General features: G+C 66.8%; 10 protein-coding genes and 3 pseudogenes. 7 read left to right on the forward strand and 6 right to left on the reverse strand.

The window, feature by feature from the left end; all coding sequences use genetic code 11:
• The first annotated feature begins 18 nt into the window (after positions 1–18).
• On the forward strand, positions 19–591 hold the full coding sequence (locus OIU81_RS37120) for a hypothetical protein (protein WP_329142689.1): 573 nt from the start codon (positions 19–21) through the stop codon (positions 589–591).
• Positions 592–1,470: 879 nt separating this feature from the next.
• On the opposite strand, the gene OIU81_RS37125 is transcribed toward OIU81_RS37120, so the two are convergent.
• From OIU81_RS37125 to ltrA, 3 genes and pseudogenes are all read right to left on the reverse strand, one after another.
• Positions 1,471–1,938 carry an SCO5717 family growth-regulating ATPase gene (locus OIU81_RS37125; RefSeq protein WP_329142688.1) on the reverse strand — a complete coding sequence of 156 codons (468 nt, stop codon included), beginning with the start codon at positions 1,936–1,938 and terminating at the stop codon, positions 1,471–1,473.
• Between the two features lie 327 nt (positions 1,939–2,265).
• On the reverse strand, positions 2,266–2,559 hold the full coding sequence (locus tag OIU81_RS42510) for a group II intron maturase-specific domain-containing protein (protein WP_443074897.1): 294 nt from the start codon (positions 2,557–2,559) through the stop codon (positions 2,266–2,268).
• Between the two features lie 53 nt (positions 2,560–2,612).
• Positions 2,613–3,479 (reverse strand): annotated as a pseudogene (gene ltrA, locus OIU81_RS37130) (group II intron reverse transcriptase/maturase); the annotation flags it as partial.
• A 593-nt stretch (positions 3,480–4,072) separates the two neighbouring features.
• On the opposite strand from ltrA, the pseudogene OIU81_RS37135 reads away from it, so the two are divergent.
• The 5 genes and pseudogenes from OIU81_RS37135 to OIU81_RS37155 form a co-directional block, all read left to right on the forward strand.
• A pseudogene (locus OIU81_RS37135) lies at positions 4,073–4,699 on the forward strand (IS21 family transposase); the annotation flags it as partial.
• Between the two features lie 66 nt (positions 4,700–4,765).
• A protein-coding gene (locus OIU81_RS37140) for an IS3 family transposase (protein WP_329142686.1) occupies positions 4,766–5,946 on the forward strand; the annotation gives its coding sequence in 2 pieces (ribosomal slippage) (positions 4,766–5,033 and positions 5,033–5,946; 1,182 coding nt in all).
• A gap of 33 nt (positions 5,947–5,979) precedes the next feature.
• Positions 5,980–6,873 (forward strand): annotated as a pseudogene (locus OIU81_RS37145) (Mu transposase domain-containing protein); the annotation flags it as partial.
• Positions 6,873–7,664 (forward strand): IS21-like element helper ATPase IstB, encoded by a 792-nt coding sequence (gene istB / locus OIU81_RS37150; RefSeq protein ID WP_116211604.1) that lies wholly within the window; start codon positions 6,873–6,875, stop codon positions 7,662–7,664. The pseudogene OIU81_RS37145 and the gene istB, both read left to right, overlap by 1 nt.
• 1,043 nt (positions 7,665–8,707) lie before the next feature.
• Complete coding sequence (locus OIU81_RS37155; protein ID WP_329142687.1) at positions 8,708–9,502, forward strand: ISL3 family transposase; 795 nt, start codon at positions 8,708–8,710, stop codon at positions 9,500–9,502.
• Here the strand turns inward: OIU81_RS37155 and OIU81_RS37160 are convergent.
• The 3 genes from OIU81_RS37160 to OIU81_RS37170 form a co-directional block, all read right to left on the reverse strand.
• Positions 9,463–10,643, reverse strand: a protein-coding gene (locus tag OIU81_RS37160; protein WP_329142686.1) for an IS3 family transposase whose coding sequence is annotated in 2 segments (ribosomal slippage) — positions 9,463–10,376 and positions 10,376–10,643 — 1,182 coding nt in all. Because the reading frame shifts where the segments join, the coding sequence is not laid out codon by codon here. The two genes, OIU81_RS37155 and OIU81_RS37160, sit on opposite strands and share 40 nt — an antisense overlap.
• Before the next feature lie 106 nt (positions 10,644–10,749).
• The gene (locus OIU81_RS37165; protein WP_329142685.1) at positions 10,750–13,083 is read right to left on the reverse strand and encodes a tyrosine-type recombinase/integrase; all 2,334 of its coding nucleotides are present in this window, start codon (positions 13,081–13,083) and stop codon (positions 10,750–10,752) included.
• Positions 13,080–14,150, reverse strand: coding sequence for a tyrosine-type recombinase/integrase (locus tag OIU81_RS37170; protein ID WP_329142684.1), 1,071 nt, complete (start codon positions 14,148–14,150; stop codon positions 13,080–13,082). The genes OIU81_RS37165 and OIU81_RS37170 overlap by 4 nt, the downstream gene beginning before the upstream one ends.
• Before the next feature lie 724 nt (positions 14,151–14,874).
• On the opposite strand from OIU81_RS37170, the gene OIU81_RS37175 reads away from it, so the two are divergent.
• Positions 14,875–17,175: an Ig-like domain repeat protein gene (locus tag OIU81_RS37175; protein ID WP_329142683.1), complete on the forward strand. Its 2,301-nt coding sequence runs from the start codon at positions 14,875–14,877 to the stop codon at positions 17,173–17,175.
• The last annotated feature ends 357 nt before the right edge of the window (positions 17,176–17,532 follow it).

Below are 17,532 nucleotides of genomic sequence, written 5' to 3' on the forward strand. Positions count from 1 at the left end.
TCACTACGCTGCTGGGGCATGAGCAATGACGAATCGCGTGGTGCCCGTGCTCACGTGATCCCACTGCCGGAAGCGCTTCGTCTGAAGCGGGCGATCGAGTCACTCAGTGCGGGGATCAGGGTCAACCGGTCTCCAGGGAAACACCACCCGAGGGGAGAGCGGGGTGAGGCTGCGCAGTTCCTCGGCGTCCTGAAGGCGCTGGTGGAGCAGATTGAGGAGGGGCTGCGTGGCGGCGAGCTGCAGGCCGATGTGGACAGGGGCCGGTTGACCGGGTATGAGCGCAGTGCGTCGGCGATGCTGACGGCGGAGGCGTCCCGGTCGTTCTCTCTCGCGCAGTTCGCCGAACACAATATCGACAGGCTGCCGTGCGCTTACCAGCAGATGGCGGTGACCGCACTGGCGCTGAGGGTGGCTGGCCACGGTTTCGCCGCGTCCGCAGAGATCGCGATGGGCCTCGACTCCGACCGCTTCGACGCCGGAGAGGCAGCCCGGCAGTCCGCGGCGATGTATGACGCCGCGGACGAGCTGACAAGGTACGTCTCGCAAACCCGAGACCTGGCTGACGACGGCGATGCACAGACGGACCGGTGACGCACCAGCAGCACGAGCTGGGGGACGCCAAGCAACAGGCCCGCGTACCGGACGAGCTTCCGAGTGCAGTTTCGGACGGTATGGCATTCTTGTTGTCGCTCGGACGGGTGAGTTGGGGGACATGTGGCCGGTCAGCAAGGGTGCCTTGTCCGACAGGCCGTTGGCAATCAGCGACGGCCGGCCCCGGTGTCCCGGGCGTCAGATGCCGGGCGACGACAGCCGGGTGTAGGTCTGCGGGGCGCTGGTGCCGCCGCCGGTACCGACTGACAGCGGCCACCATAGACAGAGGCGAACCCGGCAGCGGGGTCCGGGCCAGATCACGGAACGTACGCACACTCATCGCATTCGATCGTCACGCTCTGCTACGAAGTGGTGGCTATTACGCGTATCTTCTCCGCCCACCTGTATGGGTCCGACGGAGTGGAGGAGTGCGCCGTGTTCGCGGTGAGCGGTGAGTGCAGAAACGTGCCGTCATGCGGGCTGCGGCTGCGGTCTGTTTCCCCTGTGGCGGGTCCCCGGGGTGATGCCGGCCGGTGGGCGGGATATGCCGCTGTGGCGGCTGTGCGCTGCCCGCAAGGTGGTGCTGGTGTCAGGCGACAGTGCGTAGGCCGGGTGCCGGTGCGTGGTGAGCGGGACCGTGCTTACCAAGGCTTCCGGGGGCTTACCAGGGTGGTTGTGCCGCTTCCGCTACCTCAACCAACCGATTTGGTGCGCGGGTTGGTAAGGACGCGGGCGCTAACTGGGGTGGAAGCGAAATGACAGACGAATCGGGGATGTGCGCCGTGAACGAGACGGATCTGAGGCTGCTGGCTGCGATCGCGGAGGCGGCTGCGCAGTTGAACCGGGAGATGGCTGAGGTGCGTGAGCGTGCCGGTCGCCTCAGCGAGCGTCTTTCTGCTCTAGCTTCTGGACCTTGCCCTCAAGAGTCTCGACGTGCTGCTTGAGGGCGGTGATCTCCGCAGCCATCTCGCGCAGCTGCTCCAGGGTCTGGGTGAGGACGTCGGTCACGGAGGAGGGGGCCGTCTTGTTGGCGGAGGCGGTCTCTTCCTTGGCGGCGCTGTACCAGGCGGGCGGGGTGTAATCGATCTTGAATTGGCCCGTGTGTTCCGCGCTGGTGGGGTCGCTGACGTAGGTGCCGCGGTTGGGGACGGAGTAGACCAGCCCCTCATCGCGCAGTACCCGTAGGGCGCTGTGGACGGTGGCGTTGGCGATGCCGAGTTCCGCGCGCAGTTCGCGTGAGGAAGGGAGCCGGTCGCCGGGCTTCAGCTTGCCTTCCTGGATCTGCTTGCGCAGTTTGCCGGCCGCCAGCTGGTAGGGCGGCAACGGGTGGCCTGTCGGCATGCTCATGCCGCGAGGGTAGTCCGCTCTAGACCACCCTGGACAGTCCGCCGTCCCACCTACGGTCCCACCTGCCGCGATCCGGCTGACGGCGGTCTCCGTAAGCTCCCTGGTGGCGGCCATATACGGCGCAATCTATGGCCACGGTTTTCCCCACGTACGGCATGGGTTCCCGTGTACGGCCAGATTTCTCCCCGCTCGCTCCGAGTAATCCCGCTCGACGACGCTGGAGCGGGTGAAGAACAGCAGGGTCGGGTGGCCCGGAGGGATCTCACCTCCGGGCTCCCTCAGAACGGAGCGTGACAATCTCTCGTCACTCCGCTCTTGTCGTCCTGGTCACCACACGTCCGGCATCCATGCCCAGTGGGCGAAGAGCCTGGGGTACTGGCGGATCACGCGTTTCCAGCACCTGTGGGCCTTCTTGAATGCCCGGAGCCGCTTGTACTTCCTGCGGACCCAGCGCAACAGGTAGGCATTAATGCGCTGGAGGAGGGGATACAGCGCGGAGCGACAGAACGCGCCGAAGTACTGCATCCACCCGCGTACAACGGGGTTGATCCGCTGGGCGAGTTCGGTGAAGGTGAACTGGGTCTTCCGGTGCAGCCGCCACGAGCGGACTTCCCGGCTGATCTTCTTCTCTCACCGTCCCTGTTCCGCGCCCCGCGGGCTCGGAACGTGAATCCGAGGAAGGTGAACGACGTGTTCTCGTACGAGCCACGTCGCCTCCCATCCTTGAGGTACACGATCCTGGTCTTGTCGGGATGCAGCCGCAGCCCGACTTCTTCCATCCTGTCCGTGAGCCCTGCCAACACCCTCCGCGCCTGGCGGATGTTGATGCAGTGCACGACCGCGTCGTCGGCATAGCGTTCGAACGTGACGTCCGGGTGGTTCCGGGCGAGCCACATGTCAAACGCGTAGTGCATGAACAGGTTCGCCAGCACGGGCGAAACCGCCGATCCCTGAGGGGTTCCTTGGCTCCGCTTCTGCAAGGTGCCGTCGGGCAGTTGAAGCGGCGCTTCGAGCCACCGCTTAACATACAACTTCACCCAAACGGCGTCGGTGTGAGCCTCCACAGCCTTGACAACGAGGTCCCACCGGACGCTGTCGAAGAACTTCTGAATATCGAGATCGATAACCCAGTTGTCCTTCCAGCAGCGCCGTCGGCAGGTTTCCACCGCGTCAAGGGCCGACCGATAAGGTCGATATCCGTAGGAATCCTTGTGGAACACAGGCTCCACGCGGACTGCCAGGTGTCTGGCTACTACGGTTTGCGCCACACGATCCGCCACGGTGGGAATGCCGAGCATTCTCGTGCCTCCACCATGCTGCTTCGGGATCTCCACCGCACGCACCGGAGGAGGAAAGTACGTCCCTGACGACATCCTGTTCCAGATTCTATAAAGGTTGCCCTTCAGATCCTCCTCGAAGTCGTCGATGGACTGCCCATCCACCCCTGGTGCTCCCTGATTCCTTTTCACCTCCCGATATGCCTCCAGTACTTCCCACTTGGAGATACTGAACGGCTTGTCCGGTGCTTTCAGCTTGTCCATCGGCTCCTCCCGGAGAACGTCCGGTTGACCTGACACACACAGCCACGGATGACCCGGTCCCTTCGCTCCACCCCCATTACAGAGGCTTCGGCACTACTACGGACCGGTCCGCCAACGCGTCCCGCGACGGTACTCAGCTCCTTGCGGTTCAGCCGCTTGGAGGGCTCCCTCTCGCACTACCCTTGGGCGAGTGCTGTGTCGGGACGTGCCTTCCCACGTTCCATGCGAGAGCGGCAGATCAGGCTCACGCCACCTCCATGCCGGACACCGCCTGACCAGTAGACAGGTTTCCCGTCAGGCTTATCCCGGACACAATCTCAGGGCCCGGTTTCGATGCCACTTGATTCTCCATAACGACACTTCAGCAGTGGTTCACTTGCGTTCGTCTTCCTGATCCCTACCTGACGCCTCTCGGGCGCCTTTTCCACATCGCTCACCACGGTCGCGTCACCGCTTCCGCAGCATGTGGGGGTTTGAAGCCTCCTCCTGCAAGGCGGCTCCGAAGGGCCAATTCCTTCATCTCTCACATAGCATCGCTTTGAGAGAGCTTGCCTACATTGCGCGCTCCTTCCGCGTTCGTGGCACACGAGATCATGGAAATCCTTGAGGCTTACGACCTCACGGGCAGTTACCGCGCCGCGGCGGAGCTGGCCGGGTGCGACCACCACACGGTGGCCCGGTATGTGAAGATGCGGGCCGCAGGACAGCAGCCCGACAAGCGCCGCCACCGGGCCCGGCAGATCGACGACTATCTGCCGAAGATCGAGGAGCTGGTGGTCCGCTCGCAGGGCAAGATCCGCGCGGACGTGGTCCACAAGAGGATCGCCGCGATGGGCTTCACTGGCGGGGAACGGACCACCCGCCGCACCGTCGCCGAGGCAAAAGCCCAGTTCAGGGCAGGTCGGCGGCGGGTCTATCGACCGTGGGTGACCGAGCCCGGGCTCTGGCTTCAGTACGACTTCGGCGACGGCCCGGTGATCAAGGGCAGGAAGACGACCCTGTTCTGCGCGTGGCTGGCCTGGTCTCGTTTCCGCGTCGTCATCCCGATCTGGGACAAGACGCTGCCGACCGTCACCGCCTGTCTGGACGCCACGCTGCGAAGGATCGGCGGGGTCCCGGCCTACGTCCTCACGGACAACGAGAAGACGGTCACCACCGACCACGTCGCCGGGATCGCGGTCCGTAACCCGGAGATTGTCGAGGTCGCGAGGCACTACGGGCGTTTCCCCTTGAGCGTGGACACCCTGATCATTGGATCGTGATGATCCATAGGACAGGAGTTCCCGTTGGGGACGTCGAAGTACTCGCCTGAGTTCCGGGCCGATGCCGTCGCGCTGTATCACTCGAGCCCGGGTGGGACGTACGCGTCGGTGGCCAAGGACCTGGGCGTCAACCACGAGACGCTCCGCACGTGGGTGCGGGATGCCGAGCAGGCCGCCCGGCCCGGGGCGGTGGAGGCCACCGCGATGGAGAAGGAGAACCGGCAGCTGAGGGCGCGGGTGAAGGAACTCGAGCTCGAGCGGGAGATCCTGCGGAGGGCCGCGAAGTATTTTGCGGCGGAGACCAGTTGGTGAGCAGCCGCTTCCAGTTCGTCGAGGATCACCGTGGCGCCTTCGGCGTCAAGCGGCTGTGCCGGGTACTCGCGGTCTCGCGTTCCGGCTTCTACCGGTGGCTGGCCGGCGCATCCGCGCGGGCCAGCCGGGCGAGGGCGGATGCCGAGCTCGCCGAGCGCATCAACCGGATCCATCAGGAATCGGACGGCACCTATGGGGTTCCGCGCGTCACCGCCGAGCTGAAGGAGGCCGGGAAGCCGGTCAATCACAAGCGGGTCGAGCGCGTCATGCGCAAGTTCCACATCGTCGGGCTGCACCTGCGCAAGAAGGTCCGCACCACCATTCCCGAGCCGTCGGCGACACCGGTGCCGGACCTGCTCCAGCGGGACTTTGCTGCCCCGGTGCCGAACACCAAGTACGTGGGCGACATCACCTATCTCCCGATCGGCAACGGCCAATTCCTTTATCTGGCAACGGTGTTGGACCTGTGCTCGAAACGCCTGACGGGCTGGTCGATCGCCGACCACATGCGGACCTCGCTGGTCACCGACGCGCTCAGGGCCGCAGCGAGGGCCCGCGGCGGGGACGGCCTGCGCGGGGCGATATTTCACAGCGACAACGGGGCGCAATATGTGTCGAAGGAGTTCGCCCAGGTCTGCTCGGAGCTGGGCGTGACCAGATCGCGAGGCACGGTCGGCACAAGTGCGGACAACGCCGCCGCGGAGAGTCTGAACGCGACCATGAAGCGCGAAACGCTCCAGGGCCGCAAGCGGTGGAACGGGGCCAGTGAGGCCCGCCTCGCGGTCTTCCGCTGGGCGACCCGCTACAACACCCGCCGACGGCACTCCCGCCTCGGCCAGATCAGCCCGATCACCTACGAACAGCGATCAACTACGCTGGCCACCGCCGCATGACAACCGGTGTCCACGATCACGGGGAAGGCCCCCTACGGCACGACCATACGTACTTGCCTGCCGGCGGATCCGGAAACGAAGGGCGGCTCGGAGTCCACGGTGAAGATCGCGAAGGCAGATCTCGTGCCGAAGGACGTGAATCTGCGCGAGCAGTACCAGACCTTCGGCGAGCTGGAGGCGGCCTGCCGGGCGTTCTGTGAAGAGGTTAACTCCCGTATTCACAAGGCGATTCGGCGCAAGCCCGTCGAGCGGCTCGCCGAGGAAGTCCAGCGGCTGCACCCGCTGCCGAAGAGCCCGTTCACCGCAGCGTTCGGCACCACCCGCCGGGTCTGCTGGGACGCGACGATCTCGGTCGAGGCGGTGCGCTACTCGGTCCCGCACGAGCTGATCGACACCCGGGTCTGGGCCCGTTTCCACGGCGACGAGCTGATCGTCACCGCAGTCGGCGAGACCGGCTCGGCCCGCGAGGTCGCCCGCCACCGCCGCGGTGAGCCGGGATCTCCGGTCCTGGACGATGCTCACTACCCGCCCCGCGAGGACAAGCAGGGCGACCGCATCCCGAAGGCCACCAGCGCCGAGGAGGCCGCGTTCCTCGCCCTCGGCCCCGGCGCCGCGAGCTGGCTCATCGAGGCTGCGGCCGCCGGAGTCCGGCGGATCAAGGCGAAGATGGCCGAGGTCGTCGCCCTGGCAAAACTGCACTCCGCAGCGGAAGTTGACCGCGCGCTCGGCACCGCCGCGGTCACCGGCAGGTTCGCCGACAAGGACCTGTTGTCCATCCTCGACTACCAGGCCGTCCATGGACCGGCCGAGCTCCACCGCCGCAGCGAGGACCACTCCCTGCAGCCCGGCACCGGCGCCTGGTCCGCGTTCGGCCAGTCCACCACCGCCTCGGACGTTTCCGAGTACGACGAAAGCGATCTCGACTGATGGCCACCCCTCTTCGCACCGTTCCCGGCACCAACGGCGACCCCCTCGCCGAGGCCATCGAGCTCACCAGGCGGCTCAAACTCCCGCACATCCGCCGGTCGTTGACCGACATCATCCCCACCGCGAAGGCCCAGAGGTGGGACCCGGCCGAGGTCGTCCGCGTCCTTCTCGCCGAGGAGGCCGCCGGACGAGACCGCGCCAACCTGCACACCCGCCGCAAGCGGGCCGGCTTCCCCACCGGCAAGACCTTCGGCGACTGGCGCGAGACCGAGTCCTCGATACCCAGGGCCACCCAGGACGCGCTCAAGACCCTGGAGTGGGTCGGCCGCCGGGAGTCCTTTTGTATTTGCGGGCCAAGCGGCACGGGCAAGAGCCACTTCACCGAGGCCCTCGGTCAGACCGCGGTCGAAGCCGGCCTGGCCGTCTCCTGGTTCACCATCGAGGACCTCGGCTCTCTGGTCCGCCGCCACCGCGCGGACGACTCCATCGCCCGAGCGCTCGCGAGGATCATCCGCTCAGATCTGATCATCGTGGACGACATCGGGCTCCTGCCCGTCTCCGAGGACGCCGCCGAGGGCTTCTACCGCTTGGTCGATGCCGCCTACGAACGGCGCTCGATCGCGGTCAGCAGCAACCTCCACCCCTCGGGCTTCGACGAGATCATGCCCAAGACCTTGGCCACAGCGACTGTCGATCGCCTTCTGCATCACGCTCATGTCGTTGTCACCCAGGGTGATTCGTTCCGGCTCACCGAGGCCACCACCGGGAAGGGCGTGAAGCCCTTCAGCTGATCCACACCGACCGAAGGCGGGGAGAACATCTGGCCGCGAGTGGGGCGATCATGCCGTCCACCAGCGGGGATGTCTCCAGGCCGCCAGCGGGGCGCCCCAAGAGGCCGTTGACATCCGGCCACTGTGAGGGTTATGCAACGACGCTGCTGGCCCTGGGCCCGTCTGGACGGCTGTCACCGGCTCGCAGTAAGTGGAAAGCCACCCTCACGCCCACGGGAGGGTGGCTTTCGGGGCGTGGTGTGATCTGCGCAGCCCACCGGCCTTGGCTCCATTCTGTCCAGGAATGTGCGGAGTTACTCCACTTTGGGTCTACCGCTGGCAGGTCGCTCACGAGCGTGCTTGTTCCAGGGCGCTCTGCTGAACCGCCCCGGACAGGCCGCGGTCCCTGTGCTGTCCCACCTGCGGTCCCGGCTGGTGCGTTCCGGCCGCCGCGGGGCTAGGTATCGGCGCTCGTGGTCATCGCTGGGCCCTGGGCTGGTCTGGGCGACTGTCGTTGGCTGCTGCGGCAAGTGGAAAGCCACCCTCGCTGGCGCCGAGAGGGTGGCTTTCCGAGTGCGGTGAATCATCGCCCTCCGCCGCTCTCCGCTTCATTTTGCCCAGAGGCATGCTAGTTATTCCCCTTTGGGGTCGCCACTACGGGCCGCACGCGTATCTGTCGCTCTGGGGCGCTCTGATTCGCCTTGACTGCTCGGGAGCGTTCGGGTGCTACTTGTGTCATGCCAGCCGCACGGTGCGGCCGGTGATGGCCAACTCCTGGGCCAATCCCTTCAACGGCCAGGTGTCCTCGGGCGTGGCCTACCGCGCCAAGGCCCTGATGGTCGGGGAGTCGGTCGAGTGATGGACTTCATCGGGGGCTGGGATCGGGCTTATCCGGTCCCAGCCCCGGCCTCGGGCGCGGCCCCGCGTTTCAGCGAACAGGTCACGCATGACGTGGCGGCCGTACTGGCCGCTCACGGATTCCGGCTCTGGCGCTGATCTTGTGACGCAGGCAGTGTCAGTGGTGGCTGTGATCATGGCTCGCGTGTTCTTCGCGGAGTTTCGAGGTGTTGTTCCCTCATCTGGCCGGCGTCGTGGTGGAGTTGGTCGAGCGGGCCGTGGCCGGGGTGGTCACGATGCATGCCCGGGCCCGCTCGGTAGGTGCGAACTGCCCGCACTGCGGTAGTGCGTCGGGACGGGTGCACGGCCGGTACATGCGACGGCTCGCGGACGCCGCGGTCGGTGGGGCCGGAGTGGTGATCGAGCTGCTGGTGCGTCGGTTCAAGTGCTCGAATCCGGCGTGCCCGGCGGCGACGTTCGCCGAACAGATTGCAGGGTTAACGAGCCCACATGCCCGCTACACGCCACTCGTGCGTGAGCAGTTGACCTCGATCGCTCTCGCGCTGGCCGGCCGCGCGGGCGCCCGCCTGGCCGGTGTGCTGGGCCTGCGCGTAGCCAAGGACACGCTGTTACGCCTGGTCCGCGCCGCGCCGGAAGAACCAGTGGGAGAGATCCGCGTGCTCGGTGTCGACGATTTCGCGCTGCGCAAGGGCGATTCGTACGCCACGATCCTGGTGGACCTGGAGAGGCGGCGCCCGGTGGACGTGCTGCCCGGCCGGGATGCCGGGCCGCTGGCCGCATGGCTGAAGAGCCATCCGGAGGTGGAAATCATCTGCCGGGACCGGGCCGGAGCTTACGCCGAGGGTACCCGCAGCGGAGCCCCGCAAGCGGTGCAGGTCGCAGACGCCTGGCATCTGTGGCACAACCTCGGCGAGGCCGTCGAAAAGACCGGGGCCTTCCCCGTGATCGTGGACACCGGTTGTCATGCGGCGGTGGCCAGCGTAGTTGATCGCTGTTCGTAGGTGATCGGGCTGATCTGGCCGAGGCGGGAGTGCCGTCGGCGGGTGTTGTAGCGGGTCGCCCAGCGGAAGACCGCGAGGCGGGCCTCACTGGCCCCGTTCCACCGCTTGCGGCCCTGGAGCGTTTCGCGCTTCATGGTCGCGTTCAGACTCTCCGCGGCGGCGTTGTCCGCACTTGTGCCGACCGTGCCTCGCGATCTGGTCACGCCCAGCTCCGAGCAGACCTGGGCGAACTCCTTCGACACATATTGCGCCCCGTTGTCGCTGTGAAATATCGCCCCGCGCAGGCCGTCCCCGCCGCGGGCCCTCGCTGCGGCCCTGAGCGCGTCGGTGACCAGCGAGGTCCGCATGTGGTCGGCGATCGACCAGCCCGTCAGGCGTTTCGAGCACAGGTCCAACACCGTTGCCAGATAAAGGAATTGGCCGTTGCCGATCGGGAGATAGGTGATGTCGCCCACGTACTTGGTGTTCGGCACCGGGGCAGCAAAGTCCCGCTGGAGCAGGTCCGGCACCGGTGTCGCCGACGGCTCGGGAATGGTGGTGCGGACCTTCTTGCGCAGGTGCAGCCCGACGATGTGGAACTTGCGCATGACGCGCTCGACCCGCTTGTGATTGACCGGCTTCCCGGCCTCCTTCAGCTCGGCGGTGACGCGCGGAACCCCATAGGTGCCGTCCGATTCCTGATGGATCCGGTTGATGCGCTCGGCGAGCTCGGCATCCGCCCTCGCCCGGCTGGCCCGCGCGGATGCGCCGGCCAGCCACCGGTAGAAGCCGGAACGCGAGACCGCGAGTACCCGGCACAGCCGCTTGACGCCGAAGGCGCCACGGTGATCCTCGACGAACTGGAAGCGGCTGCTCACCAACTGGTCTCCGCCGCAAAATACTTCGCGGCCCTCCGCAGGATCTCCCGCTCGAGCTCGAGTTCCTTCACCCGCGCCCTCAGCTGCCGGTTCTCCTTCTCCATCGCGGTGGCCTCCACCGCCCCGGGCCGGGCGGCCTGCTCGGCATCCCGCACCCACGTGCGGAGCGTCTCGTGGTTGACGCCCAGGTCCTTGGCCACCGACGCGTACGTCCCACCCGGGCTCGAGTGATACAGCGCGACGGCATCGGCCCGGAACTCAGGCGAGTACTTCGACGTCCCCAACGGGAACTCCTGTCCTATGGATCATCACGATCCAATGATCAGGGTGTCCACGCTCAAGGGGAAACGCCCGGCAGGTCACAAGGACGATTCTGTGGAATCAGAATTGTCAAGCTTGCTGTGCTTTGCCCTGGCGGACGTCGAGTATCGGCAGGAGGGTGGCGCCGACCGGGACGTCGAGCTGTCGGGGTGTTGGTCCGGCGGGGGTGGGGGTGTCGGCGAGTCTGTCGAGGAGGCGGTCGAGCGCGGTCTGGCCGTCGGTGACGGCTGCTTGCTCATCCTCGGTGAGTGGGATCGAGACAGCCATCTTCTGCAAGTTGCCCTTGGCTTCCAGGAGTTGGGCTCTTGTGGAGTCCTTGGGGGTGTAGAAGTCGCAGCGTGCGCAGGCCATGCGGTGCTGGCACTGCTCGAAAAAGGTGTAGGTGCAGTAGCCGTGGCCGAGGTCGTAGTGCTGCCAGGGTTCGCCGGTCGCGGCGGCGCCGGAGGCGACCGCGTCGCGGTCGACCAGGACCTCGATGGTGCGGACGTTCCGCTCGAAGTAGCCAGCTTCGGAGTACGCCTTGGACAGAGTGTTCGGGGTGATCTTCGCGTAGTACTGGGTGGATTGTGGCGATCGGTGGCCGAGCCAGGCTTGCAGCTCGAACAGCGTCATCGGTTCCTTGGCGTTGTAGAGCTGGCTGGCGATGGTGGACCGGGATCGGTGGCTGGTGATGTTCCCGCGGACGTCGGCGTCCGGGACTCCGGCCTTGCGGCAGAGCATCGGGATGATGGTGTTGTTGATGTAGCTGGTGGAGACCCGGCGGGCCCGGACGGCGAACAGCAGCTCGACGTGCTCGCTGGTGCGGCGGTCGGTGAACTTCGGCTGGTCCGGGCGGACGGCCTGCCAGGCGTCGATGGCCTGGCCGAGGATCGGGTCGACCGGCTTGGTGAAGGCGGTGCCGGTCTTGTGGGTTGGGACGTCGAGCAGGCAGACCGCATCGCGGGCCAGCACCTGCTGTGAGTCGCCCGCGATGGGATCTCCGTCTTGCTGCCAGCGGATGCAGCCCAGCCTCAACCGGGCGATCTCGTTGCTGCGTTGGCCGGAGAACAGCCAGGTCAGCGTGACCGCGCGGACCAGTTCGAAGGGGTGGAAGTGCCCGGACCGGGTCTGCGGAAGATCCGCGGGATCGAGGTTGAGACCGGCCCACAACAGCTTCGCCCAGACCTCGTCGGCGATCACGCGTGGATCGGGGCCGAGGAGGGCGGTGATGCTGCGGGGGATCGCCAGAGCGCGTAGTGGGTCGAACCGGCGGGGCAGCCACTCCCACTCCTGGCAGTCCCGAAAGAAGGTCCGCAGCGCGGTGATCTGCCCGGCCTTGGTGGGCGCCTCCAGCGGCTTGCCGAGCCGGTCCTTGAGACCGACCGCGCGCTGGACGTAGTCGCCGACTTTCATCCGGTCCAGTGCCGCGATCCAGGTCGCGCAGGTCTGCCGGGTCCAGTCGGTGGGATCGGCGGCGTCGGGCTGTTCGGCGGCAATCCACCGGCCGACCCGCAGGAGGGTGGAGCGGATGCTGCCGCGGACGCGCGGGGTGAGGGTGGAGGTGTCGTGCCAGCGGTCGGCCCACTGTTCCCAGATCTTGGCGCCGCCAGTGGCCCGCACCGAGTGGCGGCCGGTGCTCTGCAGGGGCGGCTCGCAGAAACCGAGCTCGGCGACCGCTCGCTGCAGAGCGTGCAGGGTGTTCAGCTGGGAGCCCTCCAGCAGCCGTTCGCGGCGGACCCTGTCGAACAGCGCGGTGCCCATGTCTTCCAGGTGCGGGCTGTGATTAAGCAGAAACAGCTGGCAGGCGACCGCCGGCAGCAGCGTGTCGTCGTCCTGGCCCAGCTGATAGCCCCAGGTGCGAAGGACCGTGCGGATGCGGGTGATCTCGCTGGTGACGCGGTCGCGTCCGAAGATCCGCCAGGACAGCGTGAGACGTTGGAAACTGCTGAGCCGGTGGAACTCGTTGAAAGAGCCGAGCAGGTAGGCGTGCGCCGCGAGGTAGGGGCGGACTTCGTCCCCGGCCCAGCCGGGTGCGTGCTGGCGGAACTCGGCCTGGGTGCGGCCGAGTAGACGGGTCCATTCCTGCATGGTCCAGCCCCAGTAGGCCCGTCCGGTCTCCGCGCTGTGCGTCAGCAGCAGGGCGATCACGTCGAGCATGGCCCGTCGGCGGTGCGGGGTGGGCGGCGAGTCGAGTGCGGCGTTGACCGCCTCGAGCGGTCCCAACAGCCGTGCGATCACGCGCCAGCCCGGTGCGGCCGGGTCGTGGTACTGCAGCCGGCGCAGATTGCGCACGCCGAGCTCGAGAACGGCCCGTGCCTCAACAGGACGGACCGCGACGGTCGTGTCGTAGCGGCCCGGGACGATCGGCCAGGACCAGCGACCACCGGCGTCCTCAGTGGCGATGACCAGCGACGGTGCACTCACCGCGACACCTCCGCCGTCGCGCCGGCCGGGGCGATGAGCATCTGTATTCGCCAGGCGTGAATATGGTCCATGCCGCGGGCCAGCTTTTCCGCCAGGTCCCGGCCGGAGAGGTGGATGTACTGGAGCGTGGAGTCGGTGTGACGGTGTCCGGCAAACGACGCGATCGCGTGCAACTCCCAGCCCATGCGGGCCAGATCGGTCAGACACAGGTGCCGGGTGGTATGCGTGGAGAACCGCTCGACGCCGGAGGTCAGCGCGATCCGTCGGACCACCTTTGACCAGGTCCACAGGCTCAGCGGCTGGGCGTGATTGCGCCGCGACTCCGACAAGAACAGCGGCCCTCGGGCCCGGCTGATCCGGGCGCGGTGGGCGAGGTAGTCCGACAGCAGTATCCCGGTCGGTGCCGAGTAGGGCACCACCCGCTCCAGCCGGTTCTTCGTTGTTTCCGCCCGTATGCGCAGCGTGCGGTGGGCCGGATCGACGTCGTCGGTCCGCAGTGAGCACAGTTCCTCGCGGCGCAGGGCGGCGTCGTAGGCCAGGGCGAGCATCACGCGGTTGCGTACGGGCTCGCGCTTGGCCATCTCCAGGACGCTGAGCCACTGCTGTTCTCCGGGAATCCACGGCAGCTTCGTCAGCCGGGGCACCAGGCCGCGCTGCGGACCGCCGTTCCGTCGGCCGGGGGTGTACCGACCGCGGCCGACGGGGTTGGATTCCCGCAGCCCCTCTTCCATGAGGAAGTCGTAGAACAGGCGGACCGGCACGAGCCGTTGCTGGATCGTCGCGTTCGCCAGTCCCGCCCCCGAGTCGATCGAGATCACGTTCGCGCCCCGGCGGTGCGGCCGCGAGCTCAACTCCCGTACGTAGACGGCGACATGGGAACGGTTCGCGGTGACCGGATCGACATCCTCCCGCTCGCACATCAGCAGGTATTCGGCCAGTCCCCGCCCGTACGCGTCGATCGTGCGTGGCGCACGTCCGAGATCCGTCCAGACCGTCAGCCAGGCCGCCGCCTGCGCGTGCCGGCCGAGCACCGGCCACTTCTCTGTGAGCACCGTCGTGCCGCTCAAGCCATCTCCCAAGTCCGTGGTTGCACCAGGGAGACATGATCACCCCGGCAGATTCCACGTAACTTTTAAGCTCCTCAAGCGCACCGGGTACCGCCGAGCCAAACCCGACCTCCTCCGCACCCGAATCCTCCTACGGACCTGAACCGGGCCACGTCACAAGATCAGCAACAGAGCCTAACTCTGTACTCGGTGGTGCACTCAGACGAGTACGAGGACACGTGGTCTCGTTGATACCGAGATCCTTGGCGACCTGCGCGATCGGCTTGCGGGTCTCGGTGACGATCCGCACAGCCCCCGCACTGAACTCCGTGTCGAATTCCCGCCTTTTGTCCGCCATGACTTCCAACTTCCCCTGCAGTCACGGTTTCTACGCTGTGAGGGAAGGTCGGTCTCGTTGGCTGTGCAGGTGGGGGATTTTGCTGTCTTGCTCTGGTGCTGTGGGGCTCTGCGTTGTGGAGAGTCGGGCGGGGGTGGTGGGCCGGTCGGGTGAATGTGCGTCTGAAGGGTTGGTTGACTGTCGTGCCAGATGCCTAATGGATGTGAACCGGTGGGCTGCCCATCCCTCCTGGATGAGCAGCCCACTATGCGATCATTCGGTTCGTTCGTGCTGTGTGGTGCCGCCCTTTCGGGAGCAAGGCGTTCTGGTGCCGACGTCATCTGGCGTTGTCCATGCCTCGGCCGCATGGGCAGTGCCGCTCAGAGCGAATCGAGAGGCTCCCTGACCATGAACACAAACGCACAACTGTGGCTGCCGCCGCAGATCTCCGCTCTTCTCGCCCAAGGGCAAGCAGCTGCAGGGCTGGCCGCGCTCGGCGCCGGGAGCGTGGCTGGAGCGCAGCAGCACATGGCGCTGCTCGCCGCTATCACTCTCCCCGCCGGCACCAGCCCGGTGGCGGTGGCGGTGGCGCCCAACGGCAACGTCTACGTCCCCAATGGTACCTCGGGCAATGTGACGGTGATCAACAGTGCCACCAACACCGTCACCACCACCCTCCCCGCCAGCATCGGTCCGAATGCGGTGGCGGTGGCGCCCAACGGCAACGTCTACGTCCCCAAGGGTCCCTCGAACAGGGTGACGGTGATCAACAGTGCCACCAACACCGTCATCGCTACCCTCACCGCCGGCACCAATCCGACTGCGGTGGCGGTGGCGCCCAACGGCAACGTCTACGTCACCAACAGGAACTCGGGCAATGTGACGGTGATCGACAGTGCCACCAACGCCGTCATCGCTACCCTCACCGCCGGCACCACTCCGCGGGCGGTGGCGGTGGCGCCCAACGGCAACGTCTACGTCGCCAACTTCGGCTCGAACAATGTGACGGTGATCGACAGTGCCACCAACACCGTCACCACCACACTCACTGCCGGCACCGGTCCGCGGGCGGTGGCGGTGGCGCCCAACGGCAACGTCTACGTCCTCAACGCTACCTCGGGCAATGTGACGGTGATCGACAGTGCCACCAACACCGTCACCACCACCCTCCCCGCCGGCACCCAGCCGGAGGCGGTGGCGGTGGCGCCCAACGGCAACATCTACGTCACCAACAGGAACTCGGGTAACGTGAGTGTGTTTCCGCCGGTCCCGCATCTGATCTTCCTCAGTCCGGCGCAGGGAGTGCCCGCAGGGGGCAATACGGTGACCATCACGGGCACTGACCTGACCGGCGCGACACAGGTGCTGTTCGGGGCCACGCCGGGAACGAGCGTCGTGGTGAGCCCGGGTGGTATGTCGCTGACGGTGACGGCTCCTGCGGGGTTGGGCACCGTGCCGGTGACCGTGACCACTCCCGGTGGGCCGAGCAACGCGCTGAACTACACCTTCACGGCGCAGCCGACGTCGTCGACGGTGGTGTCGGTGAGCCCGAATCCGGTGCCGTGCGGTCAGCCGGTGACGCTGACGGCGCAGGTGTCCACAGTTCCGCCCGGTGGCACTCCCGTTCCGACGGGAACGGTGACGTTCATCGTCAGCGATGACGGCCCGGCGCTGACCGGCACCGTCAACGCTGCGGGCCAGGCCACCGTCGTGCTCACCACTCCGCTCATTGCCGGGGTGCATCAGGTGGTGGCCGTCTACAGCGGCGACAGCAACTACCTCGGCTCAGGGTCTGCCCTCACACCGCTGAGCGTCACCACCTCTGCGACCACCACGACGGTGACAGCCACCCCGAACCCGTCCACTCCAGGACAGTCCGTGACCGTCTGCGCGCAGGTCACCGCCACCGCCCCCGGCGCAGGCATCCCGACCGGAAGTGTGGTGTTCACCGGCCCCGGCGGACTGAACCAAACCGTTGCGGTGGATGCGACCGGCAAAGCATGCTTCACCTCCACCACCCTGGTATCGGGAACCATCAACGCCGCCTACAGCGGACAGGCATGCTTCACCACGTCGTCCGGCACGGTCACCGTCACCGTCCAGCCGCCCTCCACCTGCGCTGTCACCCTCACGCCCCCCGCGGGCACCGTCACGGTGGGCCAGCCCACCACCGTGTCCGCCACCGTCACCTGCAACGGGGCGCCGGTGCCGAACGCGGGGGTGACGTTCACCAGCAACGGTGCGATCATCGGCTTCGCGCTCACCAACGCCTCCGGGGTGGCCACCAGCCCGGTCATCTTCACCACCCCCGGCGCCAACACCCTCATCGCCACGGTCACCGCCACCGGAACCGCCTGCACCTGCACCAACGTCACCTCCACACCGGTCACCGTCACCGTCCAGCCCTCCGGCGGTACGTTCACGGCGCACCCGGCCTGCTACACGCTGGACTTCCCCCCGCTGCCCTGGTCCTTCGCCCACACCACCCTCACCGCCACCGGCGCCACCCCCGGATCAACCGTCACCTTCCACTCCGACGGACCCAGCGGACCCGTCCTGTGCACCGCCGTCGCCGACACCTTCGGCAACGCCACCTGCCTCGCCCACCTCACCGTCTTCCAACTCGCCTCCGGCTACACCGCCACCACCCCCGTCCCCGGAGGATTCCTCACCTCCTCCAACACCCTCACCCCCTGCATCATCAGCTGACGCGGGTGTCAAGCTAACGGCCCTATCTCACTTTCGGTGGTGCTTGGTCCGCTTTGACGGACATCCGAGATCAGGGGTTCAGCCCCGGGAGGATGTCCATCATGGAGAGCATGGGGAAGAAGAAGCCTCGCCCTCGCCGCTCGTTCACGCCGGAGTCCAAGATGGAGGGTGACGCCGGGCGAGTCCATCCCCCCGGCCCTCGTCGGCCCGACCTCGCCACCCCATGTCCCCCACTTGCGCATCCTCGCCGGTGGGGGACGAAATGGCCGCCAAAATGATATTTCCGCAGCGTAGGTCGAGAGAGGGACTCTCCTGCTGGGCAGGCGTACGGTCACACGAATCAACTAATGGGCGATC

The sequence above is a fragment of the Streptomyces sp. NBC_01454 genome, from assembly GCF_036227565.1.
In the GTDB taxonomy this organism is placed as follows: Bacteria; Actinomycetota; Actinomycetes; order Streptomycetales; family Streptomycetaceae; genus Streptomyces.

What these genes read in the sequence shown, in the direction of transcription:
- istB (WP_116211604.1), top strand. Translation starts at nt 6,873, where the DNA reads ATGGCCACCCCTCTTCGCACCGTTCCCGGCACCAACGGCGACCCCCTC.
- OIU81_RS37120 (WP_329142689.1), top strand. Translation starts at nt 19, where the DNA reads ATGAGCAATGACGAATCGCGTGGTGCCCGTGCTCACGTGATCCCACTG.
- OIU81_RS37125 (WP_329142688.1), bottom strand. Translation starts at nt 1,938, where the DNA reads ATGAGCATGCCGACAGGCCACCCGTTGCCGCCCTACCAGCTGGCGGCC.
- OIU81_RS37175 (WP_329142683.1), top strand. Translation starts at nt 14,875, where the DNA reads ATGAACACAAACGCACAACTGTGGCTGCCGCCGCAGATCTCCGCTCTT.